The organism is Pikeienuella sp., from assembly GCF_046290545.1.
In the GTDB taxonomy this organism is placed as follows: Bacteria; Pseudomonadota; Alphaproteobacteria; order Rhodobacterales; family Rhodobacteraceae; genus Pikeienuella.
This window is the reverse complement of the sequence record NZ_JBKAGV010000015.1, coordinates 94,529-118,146: the sequence shown is the minus strand read 5'-3', so window position 1 is coordinate 118,146 and position 23,618 is coordinate 94,529. Positions and strand designations below refer to the sequence as shown.

The following is a 23,618-nucleotide window of genomic DNA, read 5'->3' as shown; positions in this document are numbered from 1 at the left end:
CGTCTCCGCGCCTTTCAGTCTCGCTTCCGCGTCAGAAGGAAGAACGCGGTCAGCAGGATCACGGTGATGCCGAGCAGCGCGGTCGAGATCGCGTTGACCTCCGGCGTCACAACCCGGCGCAGCTGGCCGAGCATGTATGTGGGCAGCGTATCCTGCCCGGCGGATTTTACAAACTCGGTGATGATGACGTCGTCGAGCGAGATGACGAAGGCGAGCATCGCCCCCGCCGCGATGCCCGGCGCCATCAGCGGCAGCGTCACCCGGCGGAAGGCGCGCCAGCGGCTGGCGTAAAGGTCCGCCGCCGCCATTTCGAGGCTGAGGTCCATGCCTTCGAGCCGCGCCCGGATCGGCAGATAGGCGAAGGGCACGCAGAAGGCGGCATGGGCGAGGATGAGATAGCCGAGGCCGGTATAGCCCGTCGCCGTCTTCACCGCGGCGAAGAGGATGAGGAGGGCGACGGCGGTGACGATCTCCGGCGCCATGAGCGGCTGGTTGATCATCACGTAGATGAAGGTCCGCCCCCGGAACGCCTCGTTACGCGTCGTGCCGAGGGCGGCCATGGTCGCCACCGTCGTCGCGATCGCGGAGGCGAAGGAGGCGATGATCAGGGAACGGATCGCCGCGTCCTGCACCGCCGTGTTCTCCCACGCCGCGGCATACCATTTGAGAGAGAACCCGCCCCAGACCGCCACGCTCTGCGAGTCGTTGAAGGAATAGACGACGAGCGTGAAGATCGGCGCATAGAGCAGCAGGAAGGCGATGATCGCCACGGCGGCGAAGCCCGGCATCCGGGAGGCGGAGAAGTCACGCGCCCTGGCCATGCGCATCCTTTCGCGTCGAAACCCGGACATAGGCGAGGAGGGCGACCATCACGATCATCAGCAGGAGCATGGAGAGCGCGGCGCCGAGCGGCCAGTTTCGCCCCTGCCCGAACTGCAATTCGATGAAGTTGCCGATCATCATGTTCTTGCCCCCGCCCAGCACCCGCGGCGTGACATAGGCGCCGAGCGAGGGGACGAAGACGAGGATGCAGCCGGCGACGACGCCAGGCCGCACAATGGGCAGCACGACGCGCCGCATCACGCGCCAGCGGCTCGCATAGAGGTCATAGGCGGCCTCGGCGAGCCGGAAGTCGAACCGGTCTATTGCGGCATAGAGCGGCAGGACCATGAGCGGGAGGTAGACATAGGCCATGCCGATCAGCACCGCGGCGTCGGTGTAGAGAATCTGGATCGGCGTCTCGATCAGGCCGAGCGCCATCAGCGCGGTGTTGAGGAGGCCCTGGTTCCGGATCACCTCCATGATCGCGAAGGTCCGGATAAGGAGATTGGTCCAGAACGGGATGGTGACGAGGAAGAGCCAGAGCGCCCGCTCCTTCTGGGGGCGCGTCGCAATGAACCACGCCATGGGGAAGCCGAAGGCGAAGGCGATGAGCGTCGTCAGCAGCGAGAGGCGGACGGAGCGCCAGAAGATCGTCAGATGCGCGTCGGCCACGCCCCAGGTCTCGTCGAATATGTCCTTCTGGAAGAAGACGTTGATCCAGGCGTCGAAGGTGAAGCGCCAGGAGACGCCGGAATAGTCCCCAGGCTCCAGAAAGGAATAGGCGACGACGATGAGGAGCGGGCCGGAGGCGCCGACGAGGAGGAGGAGGAGCGCGGGCGCGCAGAGCGCCCAGTAGCGCCTCACATCCTCAGCCCGGCTCGCCCGCTCCGCCGCCGAGGCCATCTCAGCCCTCCAGCAACTGCGCCGCGCCGGGCGCGAAGCGAACCGAGACGGCGGCGCCGGGCGCGAGGCCGGCATCCCCCGAAGGCGGGCTCTGGAGCCGGGCGACGAGCGGCGCGCCGCCGGCGAGGCGGAGATGGAGGTGCAGGTCGGCGCCGAAATAGACGCTGTCCGCCACGACCGCGGCGAATCCCTCCTCGCCGGCGGGCGCAAGGCGCACCTGCTCGGGACGGATCGTCAAGGTCGCCGCCGCGCCCTCCGCCGCCGCCCCGTCGGGGAGCGGGATCGCCTCGCCGCCCGCGAGGCGGAGCCGGCCGCCCTCCACCATGCCCTCGAGAAAATTCGTCTCCCCGATGAAATCCGCCACGAACCGGTCCGCCGGCCGGTTGTAGACCTCCCGCGGGGCGCCGACCTGCCGGATCGCGCCGCCGGACATGACGGCGATCCGGTCCGACATCGTCAGCGCCTCCTCCTGATCGTGCGTGACGAAGACGAAGGTGATCCCCGTCTCCCGCTGGAGGCGCTTCAGCTCGCTCTGCATCTCCTTCCGGAGCTTGAGGTCGAGCGCGGAGAGCGGCTCGTCGAGGAGAAGGACCCGCGGCCGCGGCGCGAGCGCGCGGGCGAGCGCGACGCGCTGCTGCTGGCCGCCCGAAAGCTGCGCCGGGCGGCGGCCCGCCATCGGCTCCATGCGGACGAGCGCCAGCATCTCCGCCACCGTGGCGGAAACCTCGGCGCGCGGCTTGTCCAGCATCTCGAGCCCGAAGGCGATGTTCTGGGCGACGGTCAGATGCGGAAAGAGCGCGTAGGACTGGAAGACGGTGTTCACCTTGCGCCGGTTCGGCGGCAGCGTGGTCACATCGGCTCCGCCGAGGAAGATCGCGCCCTCCGTCGGCGTCTCGAACCCGGCGATAAGGCGGAGGAGCGTGGTCTTGCCGCAGCCGGAGGGGCCGAGGAGCGTGAAGAACTCCCCTTCCGCGATGGCGAGATCGACCCCTGCGAGGGCGACGACCGCCCCCGCCCCCTCGCCATAGACCTTGCGCGCCCCCCGCGCCTCGACCGCCGGAACGGCGCTATCTTTCGGCAATGCACAGACTCCCCGTTTGCCTCATCCTGCGGCGGGGTCGCGCGGAATGGCAAGCCTGCGGTTGCCATGCGTGAAAGAAAGGTGTCGTTTGCACTTTGTTTCGACATTGCGCCCGATAAGCTGCCGCCTATGGGACCTGAACGGTTCGGAGTGATCCGCATGAGGCTTGCAGCGCCGCCGGCCGCCATTCTCAGCGCCGCGTTTGCGGATGCAGCGTACGCCGCGGCGCCGGGCGCGGCGATTGCCGCGGAATGGCCGGTATGGCTCGCGCTCGCTCTCGTGGGCCTGTCCGTGATCAAGCTCGTGATCCTCACGATCCAGCGGCGCGACAACCGGCGCCTCCGCGCCAACCTCTCGGAAAGCCGCAGCCGGCTGCGCGCCATATTCGATCATGCGCCGGTGGACATGTTCCTGAAGGATCGCGAGGGCCGCTATCTGATGGTCAATCCGCATTTCGAGCGGATGTTCGGCGTCAAGTCGGATCAGATCGTCGGCCTTGTCCCCGAAGACGTGAGCCACACCACCCCGGAACATGCCCGCAAGATTCGCGCGCAAGACCTAGAAGTCCTTGAGTCAGGGCTTGCGCAGACCCGGGAATACCGGATCATGACTGCCGTCGGCATGCGCAACATGCGAACGGTGAAGTTCCCGATCTTCGACGACCAGGGCAAGGTAGACGGGCTCGGCGCGATCCTGACGGACGTGACCGAAATCGTCGAGGCGCGCGAACGGGCCGAGGCGGCGGAGGCGCGGCTGCTTGAAGCGGTGGAGGCGATGCCGGGCGGCTTCGCGCTTTTCGACAGGGACCGGCGGCTGGTCGTCGCCAACAACACCTACCGGAGCATGACGGCGTTGCCGGCGGAGCAGGTGGTTCCCGGCGTGTATTACCGGGACATACTGGAGGCGGCGGTCGGCAAGGGCTACGTGCCAGAAGCCGAAGAGAATCCGGAGGCGTGGATCGAGGCGCGCCTCGACGTCGGGCCGGACGGAGCCGACGTTCCCGGCTACGCGACGGTGGACGGCCGCTGGTGGAAGCCCTATGACCGCGCAACGGCGGATGGCGGAATCATCGGCGTCCGTATCGACATCACGGAACTCAAGGCGCAAGCCGAAGCTCTGGCCGCTGCGCGCAACCGGCTCGAGGACGTCGCCGCGGACCTACGCGCCAAAACGGACAAGCTCCAGCAAATCGTCCGCCTTTCCGCGGTTGGCGGCTGGGAGACCGACATCGCGCGCGACGTTGTCTGGATGGACCCGCTCGCCATGCGCATCGCCGGCCGGGAACCGGGCGACTACCCCACCGTGGGCGCGGCTCTGGCCCAATACACGGAGGAAACCCGCCCCACGATCTCCGCCGCCTCGCAGACCTGCCTAGAAACCGGCGAGCCTTTCGACGTTCAGGGGGAGCTTGTCGGCCTCGACGGCGTGCGGCGCTGGGTCCGCCTGCTCGGCGAGCCGGTGCGGGAGGGCGGCCGGATCATTCGCATCCAGGGCGTGCTGCAGGACATCAGCGTGCACAAGCGGCAGCAGGCGGCGTTGTCCGACGCCAACGCCGCGCTGCGGGCCGTTATCGCCGAGCGCGACAGCGCGGAGAAGCGCTTCTTCGACATCGCCGCCGTCAGCACCGACTGGTTCTGGGAGCATGATGCGGACTTCCGCTTCACCTACGTTTCGGACGGCTACAAGCGCACGTTCGGCATCGATCCGAATTTCCTTGTCGGTCGAACCGTATGGGAGCTCATGCGAGCCCGTTCCGCAGTGGAGGAGACGGTCGACGTCAAGGCGCTGGAGCAGACCTACGCGCGGCGGGAGCCCATCGTCGACGTCATCGCCCTCGGCTTTGACAGTGAGGGGGGCATTCGCTGGCTGCGGACGAACGGAGCGCCCTTCTACGACGCGGCGGGCGAATTCGCCGGATATCGCGGCGTCGGCACCGATGTCACGGGCCTCTATGACGCGATGCGGAACGCGGAGGCGGCGAACCGTGCGAAATCCGCCTTCCTCGCCAACATGAGCCACGAAATCCGCACGCCGATGAACGGCGTGCTCGGCGTGGCCGAGGAACTCGCGCTCCGGCTCGAAGGACGGGAAGAGGCGCAACTGGTCGAGACGATCCGCGATTCGGGCGAGGCGCTGCTCAACGTCATCAACGACATCCTCGACTTCTCGAAGATCGAGGCCGGCAAGCTCGCCATCGAGACGGCTCCCTTCGACCCGGCGGAGCTGACGCGCCGGGCCGCCCTTCAGCACCGGATGAAGGCGGAGGAGAAGGGCCTGGCCTTCGTGCTGGAGATTGCGGAAGGCGCGGCGGAGACGCGGCTGGGAGATCCGCATCGCGTCCGCCAGATCCTGCACAACCTCCTCGGCAACGCAGTGAAGTTCACCGAGACGGGGGGCGTGCGTTGCTCGATCCGGGCCGGAGCGGCCGGGGGGCTCGAGATCGAGGTTGCGGATACGGGCCTCGGCATGACGGAGGAAGAGATCGGGCGGATGTTCGTCGGCTTCGCACAGGCGGACAGCTCGACGGCGCGCCGCTTCGGCGGAACGGGGCTCGGCATGTCGATCACCCGCAGCTTGATAGAGGCGATGGGCGGCGGCATAGACGTCGAGAGCGAGCCGGGGGCGGGCACGCGGGTGCTGGTCCAGCTGCCCCTCCCGCCCGCCGGGGCGGCGAAGCCGGCGGAGCCCGCGCCCTCCCCCCGACCGCCCTCGGGCCTTTCCGTTCTCGCGGCGGACGACAATGCGACGAACCGGATGCTTGTCGAACTCCTCCTGCGCCGCATCGGCGCGGATGTGGAGCTGGTCGAGAGCGGGCGGGAGGCGGTGGATGCGGCGGCGCGCAGGCGCTTCGACGTCATCCTGATGGACATCTCGATGCCGGGCATGGATGGCGTAGAGGCGCTCCAGGAAATCCGCGATGCGGAAGCCCGCGCCGGGGCGCTTCCGGCGCCCGCCATCGCCGTCACCGCCAATGCGATGACGCATCAGGTCGAGGAATATCTCGCCCGCGGCTTTGACGCGCATGTCGCCAAGCCGATACAGGGGGAGGCGCTCTTCGGCGCGATCTCCGCCTGTATTCAGCGCGGGCAGGGTCCGAAGGTTTCGAGCGCGGCGGCGGCTTCTTCCGCAAGGGCGGCCAGAACGGCCCCGTAGGCGGCGACGAGCCCGGCGTGATCGGCCCCCGGCGCCGGGGCGCGGAGCGCGAACGGGCGCGTCGCGATGCGGTCGCGCGCGGCGGCGCAGGACATGCTCATCTGCCCTTCGAGCCGCGCCTCGCCGCCGAAGCCCCCGAGCAGACGGTCCGCCTCGAGCGACAGGATGATCGCAGGCGCCGCGCCCTGCGGCCACGGGTCGGCGTAGACAGGGCCGCCGCGCAGCATCGCGAGGCGGCGGGCCACGAGGCGCGTGGCGGCGCGCGCAGGCTCCTCCGCCCAGAGATGGTCCTCCGAGGCGGAGACGGCGCCCGCTCCGTCCTCCGCCGCGATCTGGAGGCGGCGCGCATAGAGCGGCAGCGAAATCTCCCGGACGCCGACCGCCTCCGCCCCGCTCCCCGGCGCGACCGGAGCCGCTTGCGGCGGCTCGAGGAGGTAGAGCCGCGGCGCGGGGGGCGCGGCGGCGCAGGCGGAGAGGAGGAGGAGGCCGAGGAAGGCGGCGCGCATCGTCATTTCCCGAGAATGAGGGCGTTCGGCTGGCGCTGGACCAGCGTGGCGAGATCGGTGATCGCGCGGGCGGCGTCCCGGATTTCGCGGATGGCGGCGACCGTCTCGTAGTTCAGCTCCGAGCCGACATCGACCGCGGAGAGGATCGCGTCAGCCCGCGCGGAGAGCTGCGTGAGCTGCGTGACGAGCGCCGGCGTTCCCTCGGCCGCACGGGCGACGGCGCCCGTCGCCTCCCGGAGGCTGGCGAGCGCCTCGGCGGCCGTTCCCGCCAGGTCCTCCTCCCGCAACCGGTCGAGGAAGGCCGCGGTGGAGGAAAGCGCCGCCGTCGCCGCCTCGGGCAGCGCTTCGGCTCCCGGCGCGGCGAGGACGGTGCGGAGCGCGGCGGCGGCCTCCGCCGATTCGCCGGCGAGGCGGGTGAGGCTCGGATCTTCGAGAAGCGCGCGGGCGGCGGCGGCGGCGGCGGCGACCTCCCCGGCCGCATCCTCCGCTTCCAGCCGCTCCAGCACCGCGCGCGCCGAGGCGAGCGCAGCAGCGGCTTCCGCCGTCGCCGTGCGGAGCGCCGGGTCGTCCAGCAGCGCCTGCGCCGAGGCGAGCGCGGCGGCGAGCGCGCCGGGCGCGGCGCGGAGGCCCGGGTCGTCCAGCAACGCGGCGAGCGAGGCCGCGAGCCCGGCCAGCGCCGGGTCCTCCAGCCGGGCGCGTAGTGCTGAGGCCGCGGCGGCGCTCTCGGCCGGGAGACGCGCGAGCGCGGGGTCGGACAGGAGAGCGCGGGCGGCGGCGGCGGCGGCGGCGATCTCCCCCGCCGCGTCCTCCGCCTCCAGCCGCCCGAGCATCGACCGGAGCGAGGCGAGCGCGGCGTTCGCCTCCCCGGGCGCGGCGCGAAGGGCGGGGTCGTCCAGAATGGCGCGAAGCGAGGTCAGCAGGGCGGAAAGCTCGCCGGGCGCGGCGCGAAGGCCCGGATCGTCCAGCAGCGCTGCGGCGGAGGCGGGAAGGCCGACAAGCGCCGGGTCCTCCAGCAGCGCGCGGAGCGACGTCGCCGCCGCCGCCGCATCGGCGGGGAGCGGCGAGGCTTCGAGCGCGGCGGCGATCGCGCGGGCGCTGGCGAGCGTGGCGGCGAGATCGTCCCGCGCCGCGATCATCTCCGGCCCGGCGGCGAGCGCATTCAGCGCGGCGAGAAGGGCGGCCGTCTCGCCCGGAATTTCCGCAAGGCCAGGCGAAGAGAGGAGCGCCGTCGCGGCGTCCAGCGCGGCGAGCGCCCGCTCCGGCGCCGCGCGCGCCGCCTCGGAGCCGACGATGCGGTTGACGTTGTCGAGCAGGGCGACGGCGTTGTCGAACAGGGCCTCGATCGGCAACTGTTCGATGCGGTTCAGCGCGCCCTGCACCGAGCCGGCGAACTCGTCGAGATTGGACGGTATCGACGGCAGAACGGGAGGGCGCCCATCATCCCGCCGCGCGAGCCCTTCGGACGCCGGCCTTTCCGTCGGAATGAGTTGGACGATGAGGGCCCCGGTGATAAAGCTCCCCTGAGCGAGCTGCGCGCGCAGCCCGTTGGCCGCCGCGGCGTCGATGAAAGCCTCCGCGCCCACGACGTCGCCGCGCGCGAGGCCGAGCAGCGACGGCGCGATGGTGATTTCGGTCCGCGTCGCGAACCGCCCAGTGCCCGGGTCGATCTCGGCGGCGATCTCGACCACACGGCCGACGCGGATGCCCTCGTATTCCACCGGCGCGCCGACGCTCAGCCCGCGGACGGAGGCGCCGAAATAGACGTCCAGCACAAGTTGTGCGCCGGGGTCGACCTCAAGCGCGCGTGTCCGCGCGTCGGCCGCAGAGGCGTAGATGTCGAAGACGTAGCCGGTCTCCACCTCGCCGGCCGTCCCGCGAGAGAAGTCCTCGAAAGCGACGCCTCCCTGGAGAAGGGCGGAGAGCGACCCGATGCGCGCCCGCGCGCCGTCCGCCCCGAAGCTCAGCTCGAAGCCGGAAACGATCCAGAAGCGGGTCTCCGGCGTCAGCCGTAGGTCGTTCGGGGCGTTGACGAAGATGTCGAACTCGACAGCGTCCCCCGCTTCCGTCAACCGCTTTGACTCGACGCGTCCGACTTCGACCTGCCGGTAGAAGACCGGCGCGCCGACCGTCAGCGCTCCGCCGTCCGTGGCGCGCAACGTCACGCGGCGGCCCGGCGTATCCGTCGGAGTGAGGGGCGGCGCCTCCAGTCCCTCGAAGGCGCGGCGTGCGGAGCCGCGCGTCGCGTCCCACGCGCCTTCGATGTAGGAGCCGGAAATCACCGTCTCGAGTCCCGAAATGCCGCGCGCCGTCACCTCGGGCCGGACGACCCAGAAGTCCGCGCCCTCGTCAACGAAGGCCGCGACGTCGGCGTCGAGCCGGATGACCGCAACGACGCGGGAGAGATCGGGTGTGAAGCGCAGATCCTCGACCCGCCCGACCTCGACATTGCGATAGCGGAGCGGAGTTTCCCCGGCAACAAGGCCGGAAGCCGTCTCGAAGCTCACCTCGATCACCGGGCCGCGGCCCACATAATCCCGCCAGAGGAGGCCGAGCGTCACCGCGACGGCGACGAGCGGGAAGAGCCAGACGAGGCTGAAGGACCGGACGGGCCGGTCGTCGACTTCGGGGCGCAGCGGGCCGGCCTCAGACATTCGCCGCCCCCGCCCTGTCCCAGATCAGCCGCGGGTCGAAGGCCCGGGCCGAAAGCATTGTCGCCGCCACCGAAAGCGCGAAGAAGGCCGCAGCCGGCCCCGGCGCGAGGCTGGCGAGAAACCCCATCTGCACCAGCGCCGCGAGAATAGCCACAACGAAGACGTCGATCATCGACCAGCGGCCGATGAACTCCACCACTTCGTAAAGCGCCAGCGCGCCATGGGGGCGCATCGGCGCGCGCCCGGAAGCGTGGGCCGCGAGGCGGGCGATGGCGAGGAACTTCGCGACCGGGATAAGGACGCTGGCGACAAAGACGATGAATCCGACCCCATAGGAGCCGAGCGCGAAAAGCTCCAGCACGCCGCCGATGATCGTGCTCGCGCTGTCGCGGCCAAAGGTGGTCGTCACCAGCATCGGCTCGAGATTCGCCGGGATGTAGAGCGCGACGCCGGCGACGAGCCAGGCCCAGACCGCGCCGAGCGGGCGCCGCCCGGCGGCGGGAAGCCGCGCCCCGCAGCGCCCGCAGCGCCTGCCCGCCGAGGCCGTCGGCGCGGCGCGGCCGCAGACCGGGCAGCCGAGCCGGCCCGCGGCCGCCGCCGTCAGGACCGCCGCGCTCATCCGATCAGCCGCCAGACGGTGCGGCGGCAGAGCGCAGCGTCCTCGTAGAAGGCGATGGCCGCCAGCGCGACGAAGATCCAAAAGGCGGCGCCGAAGCCGACATGGGCGATCCCCGCCACCTTCACCAGCGCGACGGCGACGCCGATGACGAAGATCTCCATCATCGACCAGGGACGGAGCTCCACTGCGAGGCGGAACGCCTCCCGCGCGAAGGGCGCGGGAGGCCGGCCGAGCCGGAGCGGCGCCAGCGTCCAGATCAGCGCCAGCGCCCGCGTCGCCGGCAGCGCCACGATGGCGGCGAAGACGGCGAGCGTGAGCGCGCGCGCATCCCCCCCCGCGGCGATGGCGGCGTCGAGCACCGACGCCTCGCTGTGCCGCCCGGCCGCGTCAATAGAGACGAAGGGCAGCGCAACCGCCGCGCCAAGGAGCGCGAGGGTCGAGACGGCGGCGGCGAGAACGCCGTCGAGCGAGCCCGCCCGCTCCGTCGTCAGGACGGCGCCGCAACGCGGGCAGCGCGCCCGGCGCACGCCCGCCGGCGGCTCGAAGAGGAGCGCGTCGCAGGCATGGCAGGCGACGAGCGGCTCGCCCGTCCCCTCCTCGATGGCGGTCATGCCCGGCATCCCGTCTCCTTTCGCTCCCCGACAGGATCAGGGAGGCGCGGGTTCGGGTCAAGCGAGGGTCCGGGCGGGGCCGCGCCCCCCTCAGGCCAGGGCTGCGGCCACGGCGGCGGAGAGCGTCGTCGGCGGCCGGCCGATCAGCCTTGCAAGTGCGCCGCCCTCCTCCAGCAGCCACCCCTCCGCCGCGCCGGCGTCGGCGTCGGCGATGACGGCGACGAGCCCGGCGGGCAGCCCCATGCCGGCGAGCGCGGCCTCGAACTCCGCCCTCGGCAGGTCGGCGTAGGGAACGGGCTTGCCGACCCGCCGCGAAAGTTCGGCGGCGAGATCGGCCATGGTGAAGGCGTCTCCGCCAAGCTCGTAGGTCGCGCCCTCATGCCCCTCGCCCGAAGCGGCGGCGGCGAGCGCCTCGGCATGGTCCCGCCGCGTCGCGGGGGAGACCCGCGCCGCCCCGGCGCAGCCGATGATCGCGCCCGCGGCCGCCGCCGTGGGGAGCGAGGCCGTCCAGTTCTCCATGTACCAGCCGTTGCGCAGGATCGTGAAGCCGAGCCCCGAAGCCCGGAGCGCGGCCTCCGTCTCCCGATGGTCGCCCGCCACGATGAGCGGCGAGTCGTCGGCCTTCACTATCGAGGTATAGACCACCCGCCGCACGCCGGCGGCTTTCGCCGCTTCGATCACGTTGAGATGCTGGCGGACCCGCCCCTCGAAGTCGCCCGAGGAGATCAGGGCGAGCGTCGTCACCCCCTCCAGCGCGGGCGCGAGCGCGCCGGCGTCGCGATAGTCGAAGCCGCGGGTCTCCACCCCGGCGAAGACCGCCCGCTCCGGGGACCGGGCGAGGGCGACGAGCCGCGCGGCGGGCGCCGTCGCCCTCAAGTGTTCGATCGTCAGGCGCCCGAGCTGGCCGCTGGCGCAGGTGATGGCGATGGTCATGTCCACTCTCCCGATTCGTGTTGACGGAAGGGAGGTAGGCGAAGAAATTACGTTTCGTAAGTACGCACAAAAAGGTTAGCATAATGAAGGAAGCGCCGCCCTGGGCCGGTTTCGAGCCGGACGTGCTGAACGAGCGTTGCCCCTCCCGCGCGCTTCTCGCCCATGTGTCGAGCAAGTGGGGGGCGCTCGTTCTGATCGCGCTGGACGAGGACGGGACGCTGCGGTTCAGTGCGCTCCGCCGCCGGGTCGGCGGGGTGAGCGAGCGGATGCTCTCGCAGACGCTGAAGACTCTGGAGGCGGACGGCTTCGTGCGCAGGGTCGCGCATGACGCCGTGCCGCCCCATGTGGAATACAGCCTCACGGCGCACGGCCGGGGCGTGGCGGGCCATGTGAAGGCGCTGGCGCTCTGGCTCGAGGCCAACCTCCCCGCCCTTCCCGCCGGGGCCGGCGCGCCGCAGGGGCCGCGCGCCGGCTGACGGCGCTCAGCGCGCCATCAGGACGGGAACTTCCGCCGTCTTCAGCATGTCCCGCGTCGCGCCGCCAAGCAGCCGCTCGCGGAAACGGGAATGGCCGTAGGCGCCCATGACGATCATCTCCATCCCCGCCTCCCGCGCCGCGCGGTTCAGCATGTGGGCGACGGAGGGGCCCGTCTCCGCGATCACGGAAATCGCGGCGTGGGCGCCATGGCGGGCGAGCATCACCGCCAGCGCGCGGCCCGGATCTGCCTCGTTCGCCTCGTGCCTCCCGGGATCGACGACCGCGATGACGACCTCCTCCGCCGCCGCCAGCAGAGGGAGCGCGGCGCGCACCGCCCGCATCGCCTGCGCCGAGCCGTTCCAGGCGACAAGGATGCGCCGGGGGGCGGGCTCCACCGCCTCGGAGGGGACGACGAGAACCGGGGTCACCGATTCGAACAGCGCCGCCTCGGTGACGATTTCCGGCGTCTCGTCCCCGTCCGGGCCATAGGGCTTAGGCAGGACGACAAGATCCTGATGCCAGGCGGCGTCGCCGACCGCGCGGCCGATTTCGGCATAGCGGACCGCCGCGGTCCGGACCGCCGAGGAGATGACCTCCGCCTGCATGAGCCGCTTCGCCTCCGCCGCGCGCGTCTCCGCCTCGGTCACCGCCGCCTTGTGGAAACTGTCCAGCACCTCCATCGCGGCGTCGGAATAGTAGCCCACCGGCGTCCGGTCGAGCCCGAGGCATAGAATGTCGAGATGGCCGGACGCATCGCCGGCCAGCCGCGTGGCGGCGCGCAGGGCGGTGCGGCTCTCCTCCTTGCCGTCCCAGACAGTGACGATCGACTTGAAAGCCATGTCAGTTTCCTCCTGTGGTTGGATGATCCGAGCCTAGGCCCGCCGCGCAGCCCCCGTATTGACGTGGATCAAGGCGACGAAGAGGACGAAGCCGCATTCCCTCACCATGCCAATGCCGCGCCGCGTCATCGCGACGGCCCGGCCGAAGGAGTGAGATGGATGCAGGACGGTTTGAAACTCGGGGTGCTGGCGCTCATCGCCACATTCGCGGCGATCGGCGCGAATTTCGCGCATGACGTCGCCTATCAGGTCCATGCGCTGCTCATCCTCGCGATATCCATCGGGATGTTCGTCTGGGTGCTGCGCGGGATCGGCGGCGCGAAGCCCGCGCCGGAAACGGGCTATATGGACGGCGTGGTGCGCTACGGCGTCGTCGCGACGGCGCTCTGGGGGGTCGTCGGCTTCCTCGTCGGGGTTTACATCGCCTTCCAGCTCGCCTTCCCGGCGCTCAATCTCGGCCTCGAATGGACGACGTTCGGGCGCCTGCGGCCGCTCCACACATCCGCGGTTATCTTCGCCTTCGGCGGCAACGCCCTGATCGCGACCTCCTTCTATGTCGTGCAGCGGACCTCGGCTGCCCGGCTCTGGGGCGGGGACCTCGCCTGGTTCGTGTTCTGGGGATACCAGCTCTTCATCGTGCTGGCGGCGACCGGCTACCTTCTCGGCGCCACGCAGTCGAAGGAATACGCCGAGCCGGAATGGCATGTGGACATCTGGCTGACCATCGTCTGGGTCGCCTATCTCGCCGTCTTCCTCGGCACGATCATGCGGCGCAAGGAGCCGCATATCTACGTGGCGAACTGGTTCTACCTCGCCTTCATCGTGACGATCGCGATGCTGCACATCGTCAACAACCTCTCGCTTCCGGTCTCGGTCTTCGGCTCCAAGTCCGTCCAGGTCTTCTCCGGGGTGCAGGACGCCCTGGTGCAATGGTGGTACGGCCACAACGCCGTCGGATTCTTCCTCACCGCCGGGTTCCTCGGGATGATGTACTACTTCATCCCGAAGCAGGCGGAGCGGCCGGTCTATTCCTACAGGCTCTCGATCATCCATTTCTGGGCGATCATCTTCCTCTACATCTGGGCGGGGCCGCATCACCTGCACTACACCGCCCTGCCCGACTGGGCGCAGACGCTGGGCATGGTGTTCTCGATCATGCTCTGGATGCCCTCCTGGGGCGGCATGATCAACGGCCTGATGACGCTCCAGGGCGCGTGGGACAAGCTCCGCACCGACCCGGTGTTGCGCATGATGGTCACCGCCGTCGGCTTCTACGGCATGGCGACCTTCGAGGGGCCGGTCATGTCCATCAAGGCGGTGAACTCGCTCTCCCACTACACCGACTGGACCATCGGGCACGTCCATTCCGGCGCGCTCGGCTGGAACGGGATGATCACCTTCGGCGCCCTCTACTTCCTCGTGCCGCGGCTCTGGAACCGGGAGGCGCTCTACAGCCTCCGCGCCGTGAGCTGGCACTTCTGGCTCGCGACGGTGGGGATCGTCCTCTACGCCTCCTCGATGTGGGTCACCGGGATCATGGAGGGCCTGATGTGGCGGGAGGTGGACAGCCAGGGCTTCCTCGTCAACGCCTTCTCCGACACCGTCGCCGCGAAGCTTCCGATGTACATCGTGCGCGGGCTCGGCGGGATCCTCTACCTCGCCGGCGCGATCATCATGTGCTGGAATCTCTGGATGACGGTCGCGAGGGGGGAGGCGAAGCGCGCCGCCCCCGCCGCCGCCGCGATCCCCGCCGAATAAGGAGGCCGACATGGCGCTTATCGACAAACACAAGCATGTCGAGCGGAACGCGACGCTGCTGCTCGTCCTCTCCTTCCTCACCGTGGCGGTGGGCGGGATCGTGGAGATCACGCCACTCTTCTACCTCGAGAACACGATCGAGGAGGTGGAGGGGGTGCGCCCCTACTCCCCGCTCGAGATGGAGGGGCGGAACATCTACATCCGGGAGGGGTGCTATACCTGCCACTCCCAGATGATCCGCCCGATGCGGGACGAGGTGGAGCGCTACGGCCATTACAGCCTCGCCGCGGAATCGATGTACGATCATCCGTTCCAGTGGGGCTCGAAGCGGACGGGGCCTGACCTCGCCCGCGTCGGCGGCCGATATTCCAACGAATGGCATGTCGACCACCTGATCGACCCGCAATCCGTCGTCCCCGAATCCGTCATGCCGCAATACGCCTTCCTGATGGACAAGCGCCTGGACGGCGACCTGATCGGCGCCGTGCTGGAGACGAACCGGACGGTCGGCGTCCCCTATACGGACGAGATGATCGCGGAGGCGAAGGCCGATTTCCGCGTCCAGGCCAACCCGGACGGGGACACGGACGGGCTCCTCGAACGCTATCCCGGCGCCGTCGTGGCGAATTTCGACGGCCAGCCCGAACTCACCGAGATGGACGCGCTGATCGCCTATCTGCAGGTGCTCGGCACGATGGTGGACTTCACCACCTTCACGCCTGACGCCAGCCGCTGAGGAGAACCCCATGGAAACCTACACCTTCCTCCGCGAATTCGCCGACAGCTGGGCGCTGCTGGCGCTGACGCTGATCTTCCTCGGCGTGGTCGTCTTCGCCTTCCGGCCCGGCTCCCGCGCGCTGCACGACGACGCGGCATCGATCCCCCTCAGGGACGACCGCGCCCCCTGTTCGGGCGGCTGCCCGGATTGCGGGAACTGCAAGACCGTGGACTTCGGGGTGACGAAATGAGCGACCACAAGGAAATCGACGAGGCGACCGGCACCGACACGACCGGCCATGAATGGGACGGGATCAAGGAGCTGAACACCCCGCTTCCGCGCTGGTGGCTCTGGACCTTCTACGGGACGGTGATCTGGGGGCTCGCCTACATGGTGGCCTATCCGGCCTGGCCGATGCTGACGGAGGCGACCGCCGGCGTCCTCGGCTATTCCTCGCGCGGCGAGGTGGCGAAGGAGATCGACCGGTTCCGGGCGATGAACGCCTCGCTGGACGATGGGCTCGTGAACGCCGAACTGACGGAGATCGCCGCGCATCCGGAACTTGGGCCCTACGCGATAAACGGCGGCGCCGCCGTATTCCGCACCTATTGCGCCCAGTGCCACGGCTCGGGCGCGGCGGGCGCGAAGGGCTACCCGAACCTCCTCGACGATGACTGGCTCTGGGGCGGCGACGTCGAGGCGATCCACGCGACCATCGCCCACGGCATCCGCAACGAGCAGGACCCGGACGCCCGCTTCTCCGAGATGCCGGCCTATGACGACCAGCTTTCGGACGAGGAGATCGCGGCGGTCGTCCAGCATGTCCTTTCCCTCTCGGGCGCGGAACATGACGCGGCGGCGGCGACGGCAGGGGCGGAGGTCTTCGCCGACAATTGCGCCGCCTGCCACGGCGACGGCGGCGAGGGGAACATCGACCTCGGCGCGCCCAACCTCTCGGACGCGATCTGGCTCTATGGCGGCTCGCCCGAGACGATCGAGGAGACGGTGCGCTACAGCCGCGCCGGCGTGATGCCGCCCTGGACGGGGCGGCTCACCGAGGCGCAGATCCGGCAGGTCGCGGTCTATGTCCACGGCCTCGGCGGCGGGGAGTAGCGAAAGGCGGGGGCCGCGCGTGCGACCCCTGCACGTAATACGTGAGCACACCTAGGCTCAGGACCCATAAACAGGATTCCCCTCCGGGCAGAGATGTGATTCAAACTCCCAAATGTTGGGAGTATGCGACGATGGACCACCACTTCTGGCTTTCCGATGTCCAGTTCGCCCGCCTGGAGCCGCTTCTGCCGAACAAGCCCCGCGGGGTTCCGCGGGTGGACGACCGCAGGGTGATCTCCGGGATCATCCACGTGATCCGGGGCGGGCTGATGTGGCGCGACGCGCCGGCCGCCTACGGCCCGCCGAAGACGCTCTACAACCGCTTCATCCGCTGGAGCCGGATCGGCGTCTTCGACCGGATCTTCGCGACGCTCGCCGCCGCGAGCGAGGCGACGGACACGGTGATGATCGACGCCACACACCTGAAGGCGCATCGCACCGCAGCCAGCCTGCTCAAAAAGGGGCTGTTCCCCGCCGTATCGGACGGACGAAGGGCGGCCTGAACTCGAAGCTGCACGCGGTCTGCGACGGCGACGGCAAGCCTCTGATCTTGCTTCTCACCGAGGGCGAGGTCAGCGACTATCGCGGCGCCGCCACCGTGCTCCCGGCCCTGCCGGAAGCCGCCGCCCTGATCGCAGACAAGGGCTATGACAGCAACCGTCTTCGCGAGGCCCTCATCGCACGCGAGATCGAGCCCTGCATCCCCGGCCGAAAGAACCGTAAGGCTCAGGTCCTCTACGACGCTGCTCTCTACAAACAGCGAAACCGCATCGAACGCATATTCGGAAGGCTCAAGGACTGGCGCCGCATCGCCATGCGATACGACCGATGCGCTCATGCCTTCATGAGCGCGATCTGCATCGCCGCAACCGTCATCTTCTGGTTATGAGTCCTGAGCCTAGTTGCCTTTGAATTCGCCTCTTCAATTTTCTTGTTGTGATTTGAGTTCATTATTGTTATATTTCGATTCATATGAGGTGATAAATGAACAATGATCAAAAAAATGTGAGTATATCTGATGTGTTCTCAAGCTTCTCGACATCTCTGGGTGTTTTTGCTCAATGGATGTGGCTAAGAATAAAAATCTTAACCTTTGGCGTGATCGTTGGTATTATTGGAACAACTGTTACGCTTTACCAGTTTTTCTTTGATTCCATTGATGTTGATGACATAAAAAGCGCGTTGCAAGAAGTAATTTTGGAGTTCACTCAGGATAATCCGAAATTGCTTGATGGAATACTGATGAATGCATCGATTCCTCAAGATAAAAGTGCGATTATTCAATTGGATTTTGAGATGAAGCTTGAGTCTTCTGTTTCTTTTGATGTGGGAGAGCAAGCATTTTTTGATGACTATAGGCGCGCAAAAGTTGCCAACACTGCGAGAGAATTTGTCGCACTATTGGCAAACAACGACATCCGGCCGTTTCTTGATATTACTGTAGATTTTTTTGGTTCTTCTGATGGTATCGGGGGTGATGATCTCCTCGCCACCCCTTACAGCGGCGCATTCGGAGATATATACATAGAAGACCCAATTATTAATGGAGCGAATTCTCTACCGCGCAGCTTCAAGAGAGGCCAGAGGATCAGTAATTCCGATCTGGCATTGATCCGCGCTTATTCAATGTTCGTCAATTTTTGGTCATTACTTGAGAGAGATCGAAGTTTGTATTTCGACAGCTTGCGCATCTCTGCAATTACAAACACAGAGATCGGCCACCGATACAGAACTGCTAGAGTCACGATCATAATTCGTGCAAAGGAGTCAGAATTATCTGTGTAAAAGATACTATTCAGCTAATCACTTACTAAGGAAGTACCGGAACGTGCAGCGGGAGGAGCCGGTCATGATCGTCTCCTTCCGCTCCATCCTGATCCGCGGGTCGAACCCTTCGGCGAAGGTTCCGTCCCGCTGGCAGGAGAGGAGATGGCCGACATGGCCGAGCCCCATCTCCCGGTACATCTCGGCGTAGCGGCAGCGGGTGACGTCGAAATCCAGCCGGTCCTCCGTCTCCGCGATGGGTTCGATCTCCAGCGCGCCGCCGGCGGACCAGAGCGGATAGATCTCCTGCAGCGCGCGCATCGAGGGCTCGCCCCCCTCCGCGCGCACCGACTCCGCCATCTCGGCGGCCTGTTCGAGCGAGGCGGCGCGGACGGCGGCGGCGATCGTCGCCTTCGCCGTCTCCTCCCCGTGCGAGGCCGCCAGCGCCTCGTAGACGTGTTTCAGCATCTTCGCCTCGACGCGCCGCTGGCGGAATATCGGGGATTGTTCGGGGCCTTGTTCGCTCATGCGGCGGAGCCTCTCACAGGCCGCGCGCGAAGGCCAGATTCGCTGTAATCTCCGCCGATGCCTCGCCTCGCGCTCCCGCTCTTTCGCATTCTCGCGCCCGCCTTGCTGCTTTGGGCGGGCTGGCTCGCGCTCGCGGCGCTCTTCGCCCTTGTTGCGGGAAGCTCTTCCGGCGCCCTTGTCGCGCCGCTCGTCGCGCTTGCCGCCGGGCTCGCGGCGGAGCGGCACAGGAAGCGGCTCGAGGCGGGGATGGAGACGGACCCGATGATCTTCGGCGCCTGGCTCTTCGCCGCGGTCGGCGGGCTCTTCGCGCTCGTCGGCGGCTGGATCGCGCAGGATTCGCCGGATGGCTGGTTCATGGCGGGCTTCGGCTTCGTCTTCGTCGGGATCGGGCGGCTCGTCGAGGGTCTCATTGGCGGGCGGCTGAAGCCGGAGGCGTTCGAGCCCGCCCCGCCCCGCCCCGCTGCGGCGCCGGCGCCCCTGCGGGTCGACCCGGCCCCGCAGGGGCTCCGGCGCGCGACGCTTCCCGCCGCCGCGGCCGCCGCTTTCGGCGCGCTCCTCCTAACCGCCGGAGCCGCGAGCCTTGGCGGTTTCGGCTTCGCCGTCGCCGCCGCCTTCCTGTGGCGAGCTTCGGGCGGCGCCGCCGCCGCGCGAAAGTTCCCCGCCCCCACGCTCCTCCTCGACTGCCCGCCCCGGCCGGGCGCGGCCCTTGCCGGCGCGGTGGAGACGGGCGCGCCGCCCGAGATGTTCGGGGACGGGCGCTTCCGCTTCGTGATCGAGCGGCGCGGGGGCGCGCCCTGGCGGCGGGCGAAGACGTTTCAGGTGACGGAGGCGGAGCCGGGCCGCCCCGTTCTCGTCCCCTTCGCATTCGATCTCCCGGACGTCGACGCCTCCGGCTGGCGGCTCTCCGTCTTCGCGGCGGCGCCGGGGGTGGACTACGAGGCCGCCTTCGACCTGGCGCCGGATTGACCGCCGCGCCCGGCTCGCTTACCTCGCTCTCATGAGCGTGCTGCCGATCCTGATCCATCCCGACCCGCGCCTGAAGAAGGTGTGCGACCCGGCGCCCGAGCCGGGCGCCGTCTCCGGCCTGATCGCGGACATGCTGGCGACGATGTACGACGCGCCGGGCATCGGCCTCGCCGCGCCGCAGGTCGGCGCCAACACCCGCGTCATCGTGATGGACTGCGCGGGCAAGGAGGCGCCGCCGGAGCCGATGGCGCTCATCAACCCGGAAATCCTCTGGTCCTCCGAGGAGACGAACGAGCATGAGGAGGGGTGCCTCTCCATCCCCGAGCAGTTCGCCTTTGTCACCCGCCCCGCCGCCGTCCGCGTGCGCTGGACGACGCCGGAGGGCGCGGAGGCGGAGCGGCTCTTCGACGGCCTCTGGGCGACGTGCGTGCAGCACGAGATCGACCATCTGAACGGCAGGCTCTTCATCGACCATATCGGCGCGGTGCGGCGGCAGCTCATCACGCAGAAGATGAAGAAGCTGAAGCGCGAGCGCGCGAAGGCGTGACGGACCCGTTCCTGCTCTGGCCCGATCCGCGGCTCCGGGCGAGGGCGGCGCCTGTGGGCGCGGTCACGGAGGCGCATCGCGCGATCTGGGAGCGGATGGAGGCGGCGATGCGGGCGATGCCCGGCCACGGCGTCGGCCTCGCCGCGCCGCAAATCGGCGTTCCCCTCCGCCTCGCCATCATTGATGCGGGCGAGAGCGGCTTGGTGCGGCTCGCCGACCCGGAGATCGTGGAGGCTTCGGAAGAGCTGCGGGAGCATGAGGAGGCGTCGCCCAACCTGCCGGGCGTTTCCGCGCTCGTGAAACGCCCCGCGACCGTCACCGTCCGCTGGCGCGACGAGACGGAAGCGGAGCATGTGCGCCGGTTCGAAAGGCTGGAGGCGACCTCCGTCCAGCACCAGATCGACCATCTGGAGGGCAGGCTCTATCCGGACCGGCTCGGCCCGGTGAAGCGAAAGATGCTGCTGGACCGCTACGCCAAGCTCCGGAGGCGCGGCTGATGCGCATCGCCTTCATGGGCACGCCGGATTTCGCGGTTCCCGTGCTCGACGCGCTGCACGCGGCGGGGCATGAGATCGCCGCCGTCTACACCCAGCCGCCCCGTCCGGCCGGGCGGGGGAAGAGGCCGCGCCCCTCCCCCGTCCTGGCGCGGGCGGAGGCGCTGGGCCTCGCCGTCCGCCACCCTGCGAACTTCCGCGAGGAGGCGGAGCGGGCGGCCTTCGCCGCGCTCGGGCTCGATGCGGCGGTGGTGGTCGCCTACGGCCTCCTCCTCCCCGTCCCGGTGCTGGAGGCGCCGCGGCTCGGCTGCTTCAACCTCCACGCCTCGCTCCTGCCGCGCTGGCGCGGGGCGGCGCCGATCCAGCGGGCGATCATGGCCGGGGATGCGGAGACGGGCGCCTGCGTGATGCGGATGGAGGCGGGGCTGGACACTGGCCCGGTCGCGCTGACCGTGCGGACGCCGATCCGGCCGGATGATACCGCGGGGAGCCTCCATGACCGCCTCGCCGCGCTCGGCGCGCCGCTGATGGCGGAGGCGATGGCGCGGCTCGAAGCGGGAGCCCTGCCGCTGACGCGGCAACCCGAAGAGGGCCTCCTCTACGCCGCGAAGATCGACAAGGCGGAGGCGCGGATCGACTGGACGCGCCCGGCGGCGGAGGTGGACCGCGCGATAAGGGGCCTTTCCCCCTTCCCCGGCGCCTGGTTCACGCTCGGCGGCGAGAGGGTGAAGGCGCTTCTCTCCGCGCCGGCGGACGGCTCCGGCCCGCCGGGAACGGTTCTGGACGAGGCGCTGACCGTCGCTTGCGGCGAAGGCGCGGTGCGCCTCCTCAGGATTCAGAGAGCAGGCGGCGCGGCGATGGCGGCGGGCGATTTCCTGCGGGGCAGGCCTGTTGCAGCAGGCGAGCGTGACCTGAACCTTTGAAGCTCCTCCGGATTTCGGCGGCGTCCGTCGCAAGCCCCTCCTGCACTGAGACTGAAGCTTGGCCACCCGATGGGCGCAGGCTCACGGCGGCCTTTCGAAGGGTCTCGCGGCCCGGCGCAGTTCCCGGATTCCCCGCTCGGGCGCCTTCATCCTCCCGGCCATGTCGTTCGGGATGTCGGCGCGCTCGCCGCTGTCGGCCTCGGCCTTCCTGCCGCAGTCGTTCAGCATGTTCGCCGAGCAGCCGGTCTTCGCGGCGAACGAAGTGATCGCTTGCCAGCAAGAGCCGCGTTGGCCGGAGCCGTCGAAACCCATCCGGACCGCGCCCCGCGCATCTAGGGCCGGTCCTTGTTCATAGATTGGCTCGTGACGCTCAACCCCGTTCGGGCCGTGGAGGCTCCGACAATCCCGGGGCGGTTCAGTTCCGCCGGAAAGGCTGGCTGGGGCGGGAGGATTCGAACCTCCGAATGACGGTACCAAAAACCGTTGCCTTACCGCTTGGCGACGCCCCAGCAGCGGCGCCTGATTACGCGCTCGCCGCGCCGCCCGCAAGCGTCGCGCTGAGGCGCGATCGGGCGTCTCCACGGCGAAGAGCGCCGGCAGGCGCCGCGCGACTTCCTCCCGGCTTTCCCCTTCGTCGCGGCTGGCGAAGACGGAGCCGCTGTCCGCCCCGAAGCAGACGCCCGCGGGCTCCCGCCCGGCCATGCCAGTCCCCGCCGGCCCAGTGCGCGTCCGTCTCCGACTCCCCGACGACAGGGTTGATCGGCCAGCCGCCGCAGAAAGGGCCTGAGACGCGCCAGCCGCTTCGCGCCTCCCCGCCTTCGGGCAAAAACGCGCCCTTGGCCGTTCCGACCTGACGCGTCACGCCCATCGCGATCCTCTGGGCCGCGGGCCGGAGCCCAGCGCGGCGCGGATCGTCGCGAATTCCCTCTCCGCACGCTTGCGCCCGCCCGGCGCCGGCGCTAAGAGAGCCGCGCGGTCCGGAGTGTAGCTCAGCCTGGTAGAGCACTGTCTTCGGGAGGCAGGGGCCGGAGGTTCGAATCCTCTCACTCCGACCATGACTTAGCTCTGGTCAGCCGGGCCGCGGCGCAACGTTTCCGCAATGATATGTCACCGTCGGCGCTCGATCACGGAGCGGGCGCGGGCGTGCGCCTTGGGGCTGTGGAGCCAGTAGACGGCCTCCAGCGTCTCGCGCGACGTCTCGAACCAGCCGACGCCGTCCTCGATGCTCATGCCGCTCTCGAAGGCCCATGTCACCGCCGTGCGCTTCAGGTCGTGCGGCGTGGCGGGCTCGATGCCGGCGCGGCGGACGGCCTCGTTCCAGGCGCGCTTGATCGAGCCGACCTTCGCGCCGCGGTGCTGGATCACCCAGCCCCGCGCCCCGTCCTGGCGCAGCCATCGCCTTGCGTGGAAGGCGAGCTGGCGCGGCATGGGGATCTCGCCGCGGCGCTTCTTCGTCTCGGCCTGGCGCCGCCCGCGGAAGCGGATCACGCCGCGGTCGCAGTCGATCCAGCCGCCGTCGAGATTCGGGGCCCAGCGCAGCCGGAGGATCGACTCCTTCCGCCGCCCGGTCAGCACGGCGATCAAGATGAAGCGGCGGAGATGCGGCGCGGCGGCGCGCATCAGGCGGCGCACCTCCTCCCGCGTCAGCCAGCGCTCCTTCGGCGGCTCGCGTTTCGGGAGGGTGACGGCGACGGGCTGGGTCAACCGCCCGGCCTTGTGCGCCATCGTGAGCGCGGCCTGCAGCGCGCCGAGCTCCCGCCGCGCGGTGCCCGGGCCGACGCCGGCCTCTGCGCGCTGGCGGGCGTAGCGGGCGCAGACGGCCTCGGTGACGTCGGCGGCGGAGAGGTCGCCCCAGAACGGGGCCAGCGCCTTCAGCGCGTAGCGGAGCCGCTCCGGGTCCGCCACCATCTCCCGCCGCGCCTCGAAATATTCGGCGAGCAGCTCGCCGCAGCTCACGCCCTGCGGAGCTGCGGCGGGCTTTCGGCCGCGGGCGAGGATGTAACGGGCGAGCGCCTCGCGGGCGGCGTCTTCAGCATCGCCTCCAGCAAGGCCCGTCCGGTGCTGGCGGCCGGAATCGAGGATGATCCAGGCGCCGTCGTTCCGGCGCCAGAGGCGGGGCGGGAGGGTCCGTCTGGGCATAGCCTGAAGCGCTCCAGCTCTTTCGGGTGGATCAGATAGAAACGCCCGTGGCGGATCGCGCGCAAGCGGCCTT

At 69.3% G+C, this 23,618-nt stretch carries 24 protein-coding genes and 2 tRNA genes; 13 read left to right on the top strand and 13 right to left on the bottom strand.

Going from position 1 to position 23,618, the window contains the following annotated elements:
* Window positions 1–14: 14 nt before the first annotated feature.
* The 3 genes from ACE37J_RS14220 to ACE37J_RS14210 are packed head-to-tail and all read right to left on the bottom strand — an operon-like array spanning window position 15 to window position 2,806.
* Entirely contained in the window at window positions 15–821 is an 807-nt protein-coding gene (locus ACE37J_RS14220) for an ABC transporter permease (protein WP_409712035.1), read from the bottom strand.
* Window positions 805–1,725, bottom strand: a complete 921-nt coding sequence (locus ACE37J_RS14215) for an ABC transporter permease (RefSeq protein ID WP_409712033.1) — start codon at window positions 1,723–1,725, stop codon at window positions 805–807. The genes ACE37J_RS14220 and ACE37J_RS14215 overlap by 17 nt, the downstream gene beginning before the upstream one ends.
* Window position 1,726: 1 nt before the next feature.
* Window positions 1,727–2,806: an ABC transporter ATP-binding protein gene (locus tag ACE37J_RS14210; protein WP_409712031.1), complete on the bottom strand. Its 1,080-nt coding sequence runs from the start codon at window positions 2,804–2,806 to the stop codon at window positions 1,727–1,729.
* Between the two features lie 159 nt (window positions 2,807–2,965).
* Between ACE37J_RS14210 and ACE37J_RS14205 the strand changes: the two genes are divergently transcribed.
* A complete protein-coding gene (locus tag ACE37J_RS14205) occupies window positions 2,966–5,959 on the top strand; it encodes a PAS domain S-box protein (RefSeq protein ID WP_409712029.1) in 2,994 nt (997 codons plus the stop codon).
* Here ACE37J_RS14205 and ACE37J_RS14200 read toward each other — a convergent pair.
* The 5 genes from ACE37J_RS14200 to ACE37J_RS14180 form a co-directional block, all read right to left on the bottom strand.
* Window positions 5,884–6,471 carry a membrane integrity-associated transporter subunit PqiC gene (locus tag ACE37J_RS14200; RefSeq protein WP_409712027.1) on the bottom strand — a complete coding sequence of 196 codons (588 nt, stop codon included), beginning with the start codon at window positions 6,469–6,471 and terminating at the stop codon, window positions 5,884–5,886. The genes ACE37J_RS14205 and ACE37J_RS14200 overlap by 76 nt on opposite strands.
* A complete protein-coding gene (locus tag ACE37J_RS14195) occupies window positions 6,468–9,116 on the bottom strand; it encodes an MlaD family protein (RefSeq protein ID WP_409712025.1) in 2,649 nt (882 codons plus the stop codon). The genes ACE37J_RS14200 and ACE37J_RS14195 overlap by 4 nt, the downstream gene beginning before the upstream one ends.
* Entirely contained in the window at window positions 9,109–9,735 is a 627-nt protein-coding gene (locus ACE37J_RS14190) for a paraquat-inducible protein A (RefSeq protein ID WP_409712023.1), read from the bottom strand. The genes ACE37J_RS14195 and ACE37J_RS14190 overlap by 8 nt, the downstream gene beginning before the upstream one ends.
* Window positions 9,732–10,355, bottom strand: coding sequence for a paraquat-inducible protein A (locus ACE37J_RS14185; RefSeq protein WP_409712021.1), 624 nt, complete (start codon window positions 10,353–10,355; stop codon window positions 9,732–9,734). Before ACE37J_RS14185 ends, ACE37J_RS14190 begins: the two co-directional genes overlap by 4 nt.
* An 81-nt stretch (window positions 10,356–10,436) precedes the next feature.
* Window positions 10,437–11,279: an NAD(P)H-binding protein gene (locus ACE37J_RS14180; protein ID WP_409712019.1), complete on the bottom strand. Its 843-nt coding sequence runs from the start codon at window positions 11,277–11,279 to the stop codon at window positions 10,437–10,439.
* Between the two features lie 83 nt (window positions 11,280–11,362).
* Here ACE37J_RS14180 and ACE37J_RS14175 point away from each other — a divergent pair, with 83 nt between their 5' ends.
* Window positions 11,363–11,755: a winged helix-turn-helix transcriptional regulator gene (locus tag ACE37J_RS14175; RefSeq protein ID WP_409712017.1), complete on the top strand. Its 393-nt coding sequence runs from the start codon at window positions 11,363–11,365 to the stop codon at window positions 11,753–11,755.
* 6 nt (window positions 11,756–11,761) lie between these two features.
* Here the strand turns inward: ACE37J_RS14175 and ACE37J_RS14170 are convergent, their stop codons facing one another.
* Window positions 11,762–12,595 carry a universal stress protein gene (locus ACE37J_RS14170; protein WP_409712015.1) on the bottom strand — a complete coding sequence of 278 codons (834 nt, stop codon included), beginning with the start codon at window positions 12,593–12,595 and terminating at the stop codon, window positions 11,762–11,764.
* Between the two features lie 159 nt (window positions 12,596–12,754).
* On the opposite strand from ACE37J_RS14170, the gene ccoN reads away from it, so the two are divergent.
* From ccoN to ACE37J_RS14140, 6 genes are all read left to right on the top strand, one after another.
* Window positions 12,755–14,353 carry a cytochrome-c oxidase, cbb3-type subunit I gene (gene ccoN / locus ACE37J_RS14165; RefSeq protein WP_409712013.1) on the top strand — a complete coding sequence of 533 codons (1,599 nt, stop codon included), beginning with the start codon at window positions 12,755–12,757 and terminating at the stop codon, window positions 14,351–14,353.
* Window positions 14,354–14,363: 10 nt separating this feature from the next.
* Window positions 14,364–15,089 carry a cytochrome-c oxidase, cbb3-type subunit II gene (gene ccoO / locus ACE37J_RS14160; protein ID WP_409712011.1) on the top strand — a complete coding sequence of 242 codons (726 nt, stop codon included), beginning with the start codon at window positions 14,364–14,366 and terminating at the stop codon, window positions 15,087–15,089.
* Between the two features lie 10 nt (window positions 15,090–15,099).
* Entirely contained in the window at window positions 15,100–15,321 is a 222-nt protein-coding gene (locus ACE37J_RS14155; protein ID WP_409712009.1) for a cbb3-type cytochrome c oxidase subunit 3, read from the top strand.
* On the top strand, window positions 15,318–16,184 hold the full coding sequence (gene ccoP / locus ACE37J_RS14150; RefSeq protein ID WP_409712007.1) for a cytochrome-c oxidase, cbb3-type subunit III: 867 nt from the start codon (window positions 15,318–15,320) through the stop codon (window positions 16,182–16,184). The genes ACE37J_RS14155 and ccoP overlap by 4 nt, the downstream gene beginning before the upstream one ends.
* Before the next feature lie 131 nt (window positions 16,185–16,315).
* Window positions 16,316–17,073 (top strand): IS5 family transposase gene (locus tag ACE37J_RS14145; RefSeq protein WP_409712415.1). Its coding sequence is split into 2 segments (ribosomal slippage): window positions 16,316–16,652 and window positions 16,652–17,073, totalling 759 coding nucleotides; the frame shifts between segments, so codons are not numbered across the junction.
* Window positions 17,074–17,168: 95 nt separating this feature from the next.
* Complete coding sequence (locus tag ACE37J_RS14140) at window positions 17,169–17,969, top strand: hypothetical protein (RefSeq protein WP_409712005.1); 801 nt, start codon at window positions 17,169–17,171, stop codon at window positions 17,967–17,969.
* 18 nt (window positions 17,970–17,987) lie between these two features.
* Here ACE37J_RS14140 and ACE37J_RS14135 read toward each other — a convergent pair whose 3' ends face one another.
* Complete coding sequence (locus tag ACE37J_RS14135; protein WP_409712003.1) at window positions 17,988–18,476, bottom strand: L-2-amino-thiazoline-4-carboxylic acid hydrolase; 489 nt, start codon at window positions 18,474–18,476, stop codon at window positions 17,988–17,990.
* 57 nt (window positions 18,477–18,533) lie between these two features.
* On the opposite strand from ACE37J_RS14135, the gene ACE37J_RS14130 reads away from it, so the two are divergent.
* The 4 genes from ACE37J_RS14130 to fmt are packed head-to-tail and all read left to right on the top strand — an operon-like array spanning window position 18,534 to window position 21,406.
* Window positions 18,534–19,442 (top strand): hypothetical protein, encoded by a 909-nt coding sequence (locus tag ACE37J_RS14130; RefSeq protein ID WP_409712001.1) that lies wholly within the window; start codon window positions 18,534–18,536, stop codon window positions 19,440–19,442.
* Between the two features lie 31 nt (window positions 19,443–19,473).
* Window positions 19,474–19,989, top strand: a complete 516-nt coding sequence (gene def / locus ACE37J_RS14125) for a peptide deformylase (protein ID WP_409711999.1) — start codon at window positions 19,474–19,476, stop codon at window positions 19,987–19,989.
* Window positions 19,986–20,486 (top strand): peptide deformylase, encoded by a 501-nt coding sequence (locus tag ACE37J_RS14120; protein ID WP_409711997.1) that lies wholly within the window; start codon window positions 19,986–19,988, stop codon window positions 20,484–20,486. Before def ends, ACE37J_RS14120 begins: the two co-directional genes overlap by 4 nt.
* Window positions 20,486–21,406, top strand: coding sequence for a methionyl-tRNA formyltransferase (gene fmt / locus ACE37J_RS14115; protein ID WP_409711995.1), 921 nt, complete (start codon window positions 20,486–20,488; stop codon window positions 21,404–21,406). Before ACE37J_RS14120 ends, fmt begins: the two co-directional genes overlap by 1 nt.
* Before the next feature lie 81 nt (window positions 21,407–21,487).
* Here the strand turns inward: fmt and ACE37J_RS14110 are convergent, their stop codons facing one another.
* The gene (locus ACE37J_RS14110; protein WP_409711993.1) at window positions 21,488–21,718 is read right to left on the bottom strand and encodes a hypothetical protein; all 231 of its coding nucleotides are present in this window, start codon (window positions 21,716–21,718) and stop codon (window positions 21,488–21,490) included.
* Window positions 21,719–21,840: 122 nt separating this feature from the next.
* Window positions 21,841–21,915 (bottom strand) — tRNA-Gln (locus tag ACE37J_RS14105).
* A gap of 469 nt (window positions 21,916–22,384) precedes the next feature.
* On the opposite strand from ACE37J_RS14105, the gene ACE37J_RS14100 reads away from it, so the two are divergent.
* Window positions 22,385–22,461, top strand: a tRNA-Pro gene (locus tag ACE37J_RS14100).
* A 52-nt stretch (window positions 22,462–22,513) separates the two neighbouring features.
* On the opposite strand, the gene ACE37J_RS14095 is transcribed toward ACE37J_RS14100, so the two are convergent.
* Window positions 22,514–23,545 (bottom strand): tyrosine-type recombinase/integrase, encoded by a 1,032-nt coding sequence (locus tag ACE37J_RS14095; RefSeq protein ID WP_409711991.1) that lies wholly within the window; start codon window positions 23,543–23,545, stop codon window positions 22,514–22,516.
* Window positions 23,546–23,618: the final 73 nt, after the last annotated feature.

Coding starts and splice junctions, on each gene's coding strand:
- ACE37J_RS14175 (WP_409712017.1), top strand. CDS start 11,363: ATGAAGGAAGCGCCGCCCTGGGCCGGTTTCGAGCCGGACGTGCTGAAC.
- fmt (WP_409711995.1), top strand. CDS start 20,486: ATGCGCATCGCCTTCATGGGCACGCCGGATTTCGCGGTTCCCGTGCTC.
- def (WP_409711999.1), top strand. CDS start 19,474: ATGAGCGTGCTGCCGATCCTGATCCATCCCGACCCGCGCCTGAAGAAG.
- ACE37J_RS14170 (WP_409712015.1), bottom strand. CDS start 12,595: ATGGCTTTCAAGTCGATCGTCACTGTCTGGGACGGCAAGGAGGAGAGC.
- ACE37J_RS14155 (WP_409712009.1), top strand. CDS start 15,100: ATGGAAACCTACACCTTCCTCCGCGAATTCGCCGACAGCTGGGCGCTG.
- ACE37J_RS14215 (WP_409712033.1), bottom strand. CDS start 1,725: ATGGCCTCGGCGGCGGAGCGGGCGAGCCGGGCTGAGGATGTGAGGCGC.
- ACE37J_RS14185 (WP_409712021.1), bottom strand. CDS start 10,355: ATGCCGGGCATGACCGCCATCGAGGAGGGGACGGGCGAGCCGCTCGTC.
- ACE37J_RS14110 (WP_409711993.1), bottom strand. CDS start 21,718: ATGGGTTTCGACGGCTCCGGCCAACGCGGCTCTTGCTGGCAAGCGATC.
- ACE37J_RS14190 (WP_409712023.1), bottom strand. CDS start 9,735: ATGAGCGCGGCGGTCCTGACGGCGGCGGCCGCGGGCCGGCTCGGCTGC.
- ccoN (WP_409712013.1), top strand. CDS start 12,755: ATGCAGGACGGTTTGAAACTCGGGGTGCTGGCGCTCATCGCCACATTC.
- ACE37J_RS14200 (WP_409712027.1), bottom strand. CDS start 6,471: ATGACGATGCGCGCCGCCTTCCTCGGCCTCCTCCTCCTCTCCGCCTGC.
- ACE37J_RS14095 (WP_409711991.1), bottom strand. CDS start 23,545: ATGCCCAGACGGACCCTCCCGCCCCGCCTCTGGCGCCGGAACGACGGC.
- ACE37J_RS14130 (WP_409712001.1), top strand. CDS start 18,534: ATGCCTCGCCTCGCGCTCCCGCTCTTTCGCATTCTCGCGCCCGCCTTG.
- ACE37J_RS14140 (WP_409712005.1), top strand. CDS start 17,169: ATGAACAATGATCAAAAAAATGTGAGTATATCTGATGTGTTCTCAAGC.
- ccoP (WP_409712007.1), top strand. CDS start 15,318: ATGAGCGACCACAAGGAAATCGACGAGGCGACCGGCACCGACACGACC.
- ACE37J_RS14180 (WP_409712019.1), bottom strand. CDS start 11,279: ATGACCATCGCCATCACCTGCGCCAGCGGCCAGCTCGGGCGCCTGACG.
- ACE37J_RS14220 (WP_409712035.1), bottom strand. CDS start 821: ATGGCCAGGGCGCGTGACTTCTCCGCCTCCCGGATGCCGGGCTTCGCC.
- ccoO (WP_409712011.1), top strand. CDS start 14,364: ATGGCGCTTATCGACAAACACAAGCATGTCGAGCGGAACGCGACGCTG.
- ACE37J_RS14195 (WP_409712025.1), bottom strand. CDS start 9,116: ATGTCTGAGGCCGGCCCGCTGCGCCCCGAAGTCGACGACCGGCCCGTC.
- ACE37J_RS14205 (WP_409712029.1), top strand. CDS start 2,966: ATGAGGCTTGCAGCGCCGCCGGCCGCCATTCTCAGCGCCGCGTTTGCG.
- ACE37J_RS14135 (WP_409712003.1), bottom strand. CDS start 18,476: ATGAGCGAACAAGGCCCCGAACAATCCCCGATATTCCGCCAGCGGCGC.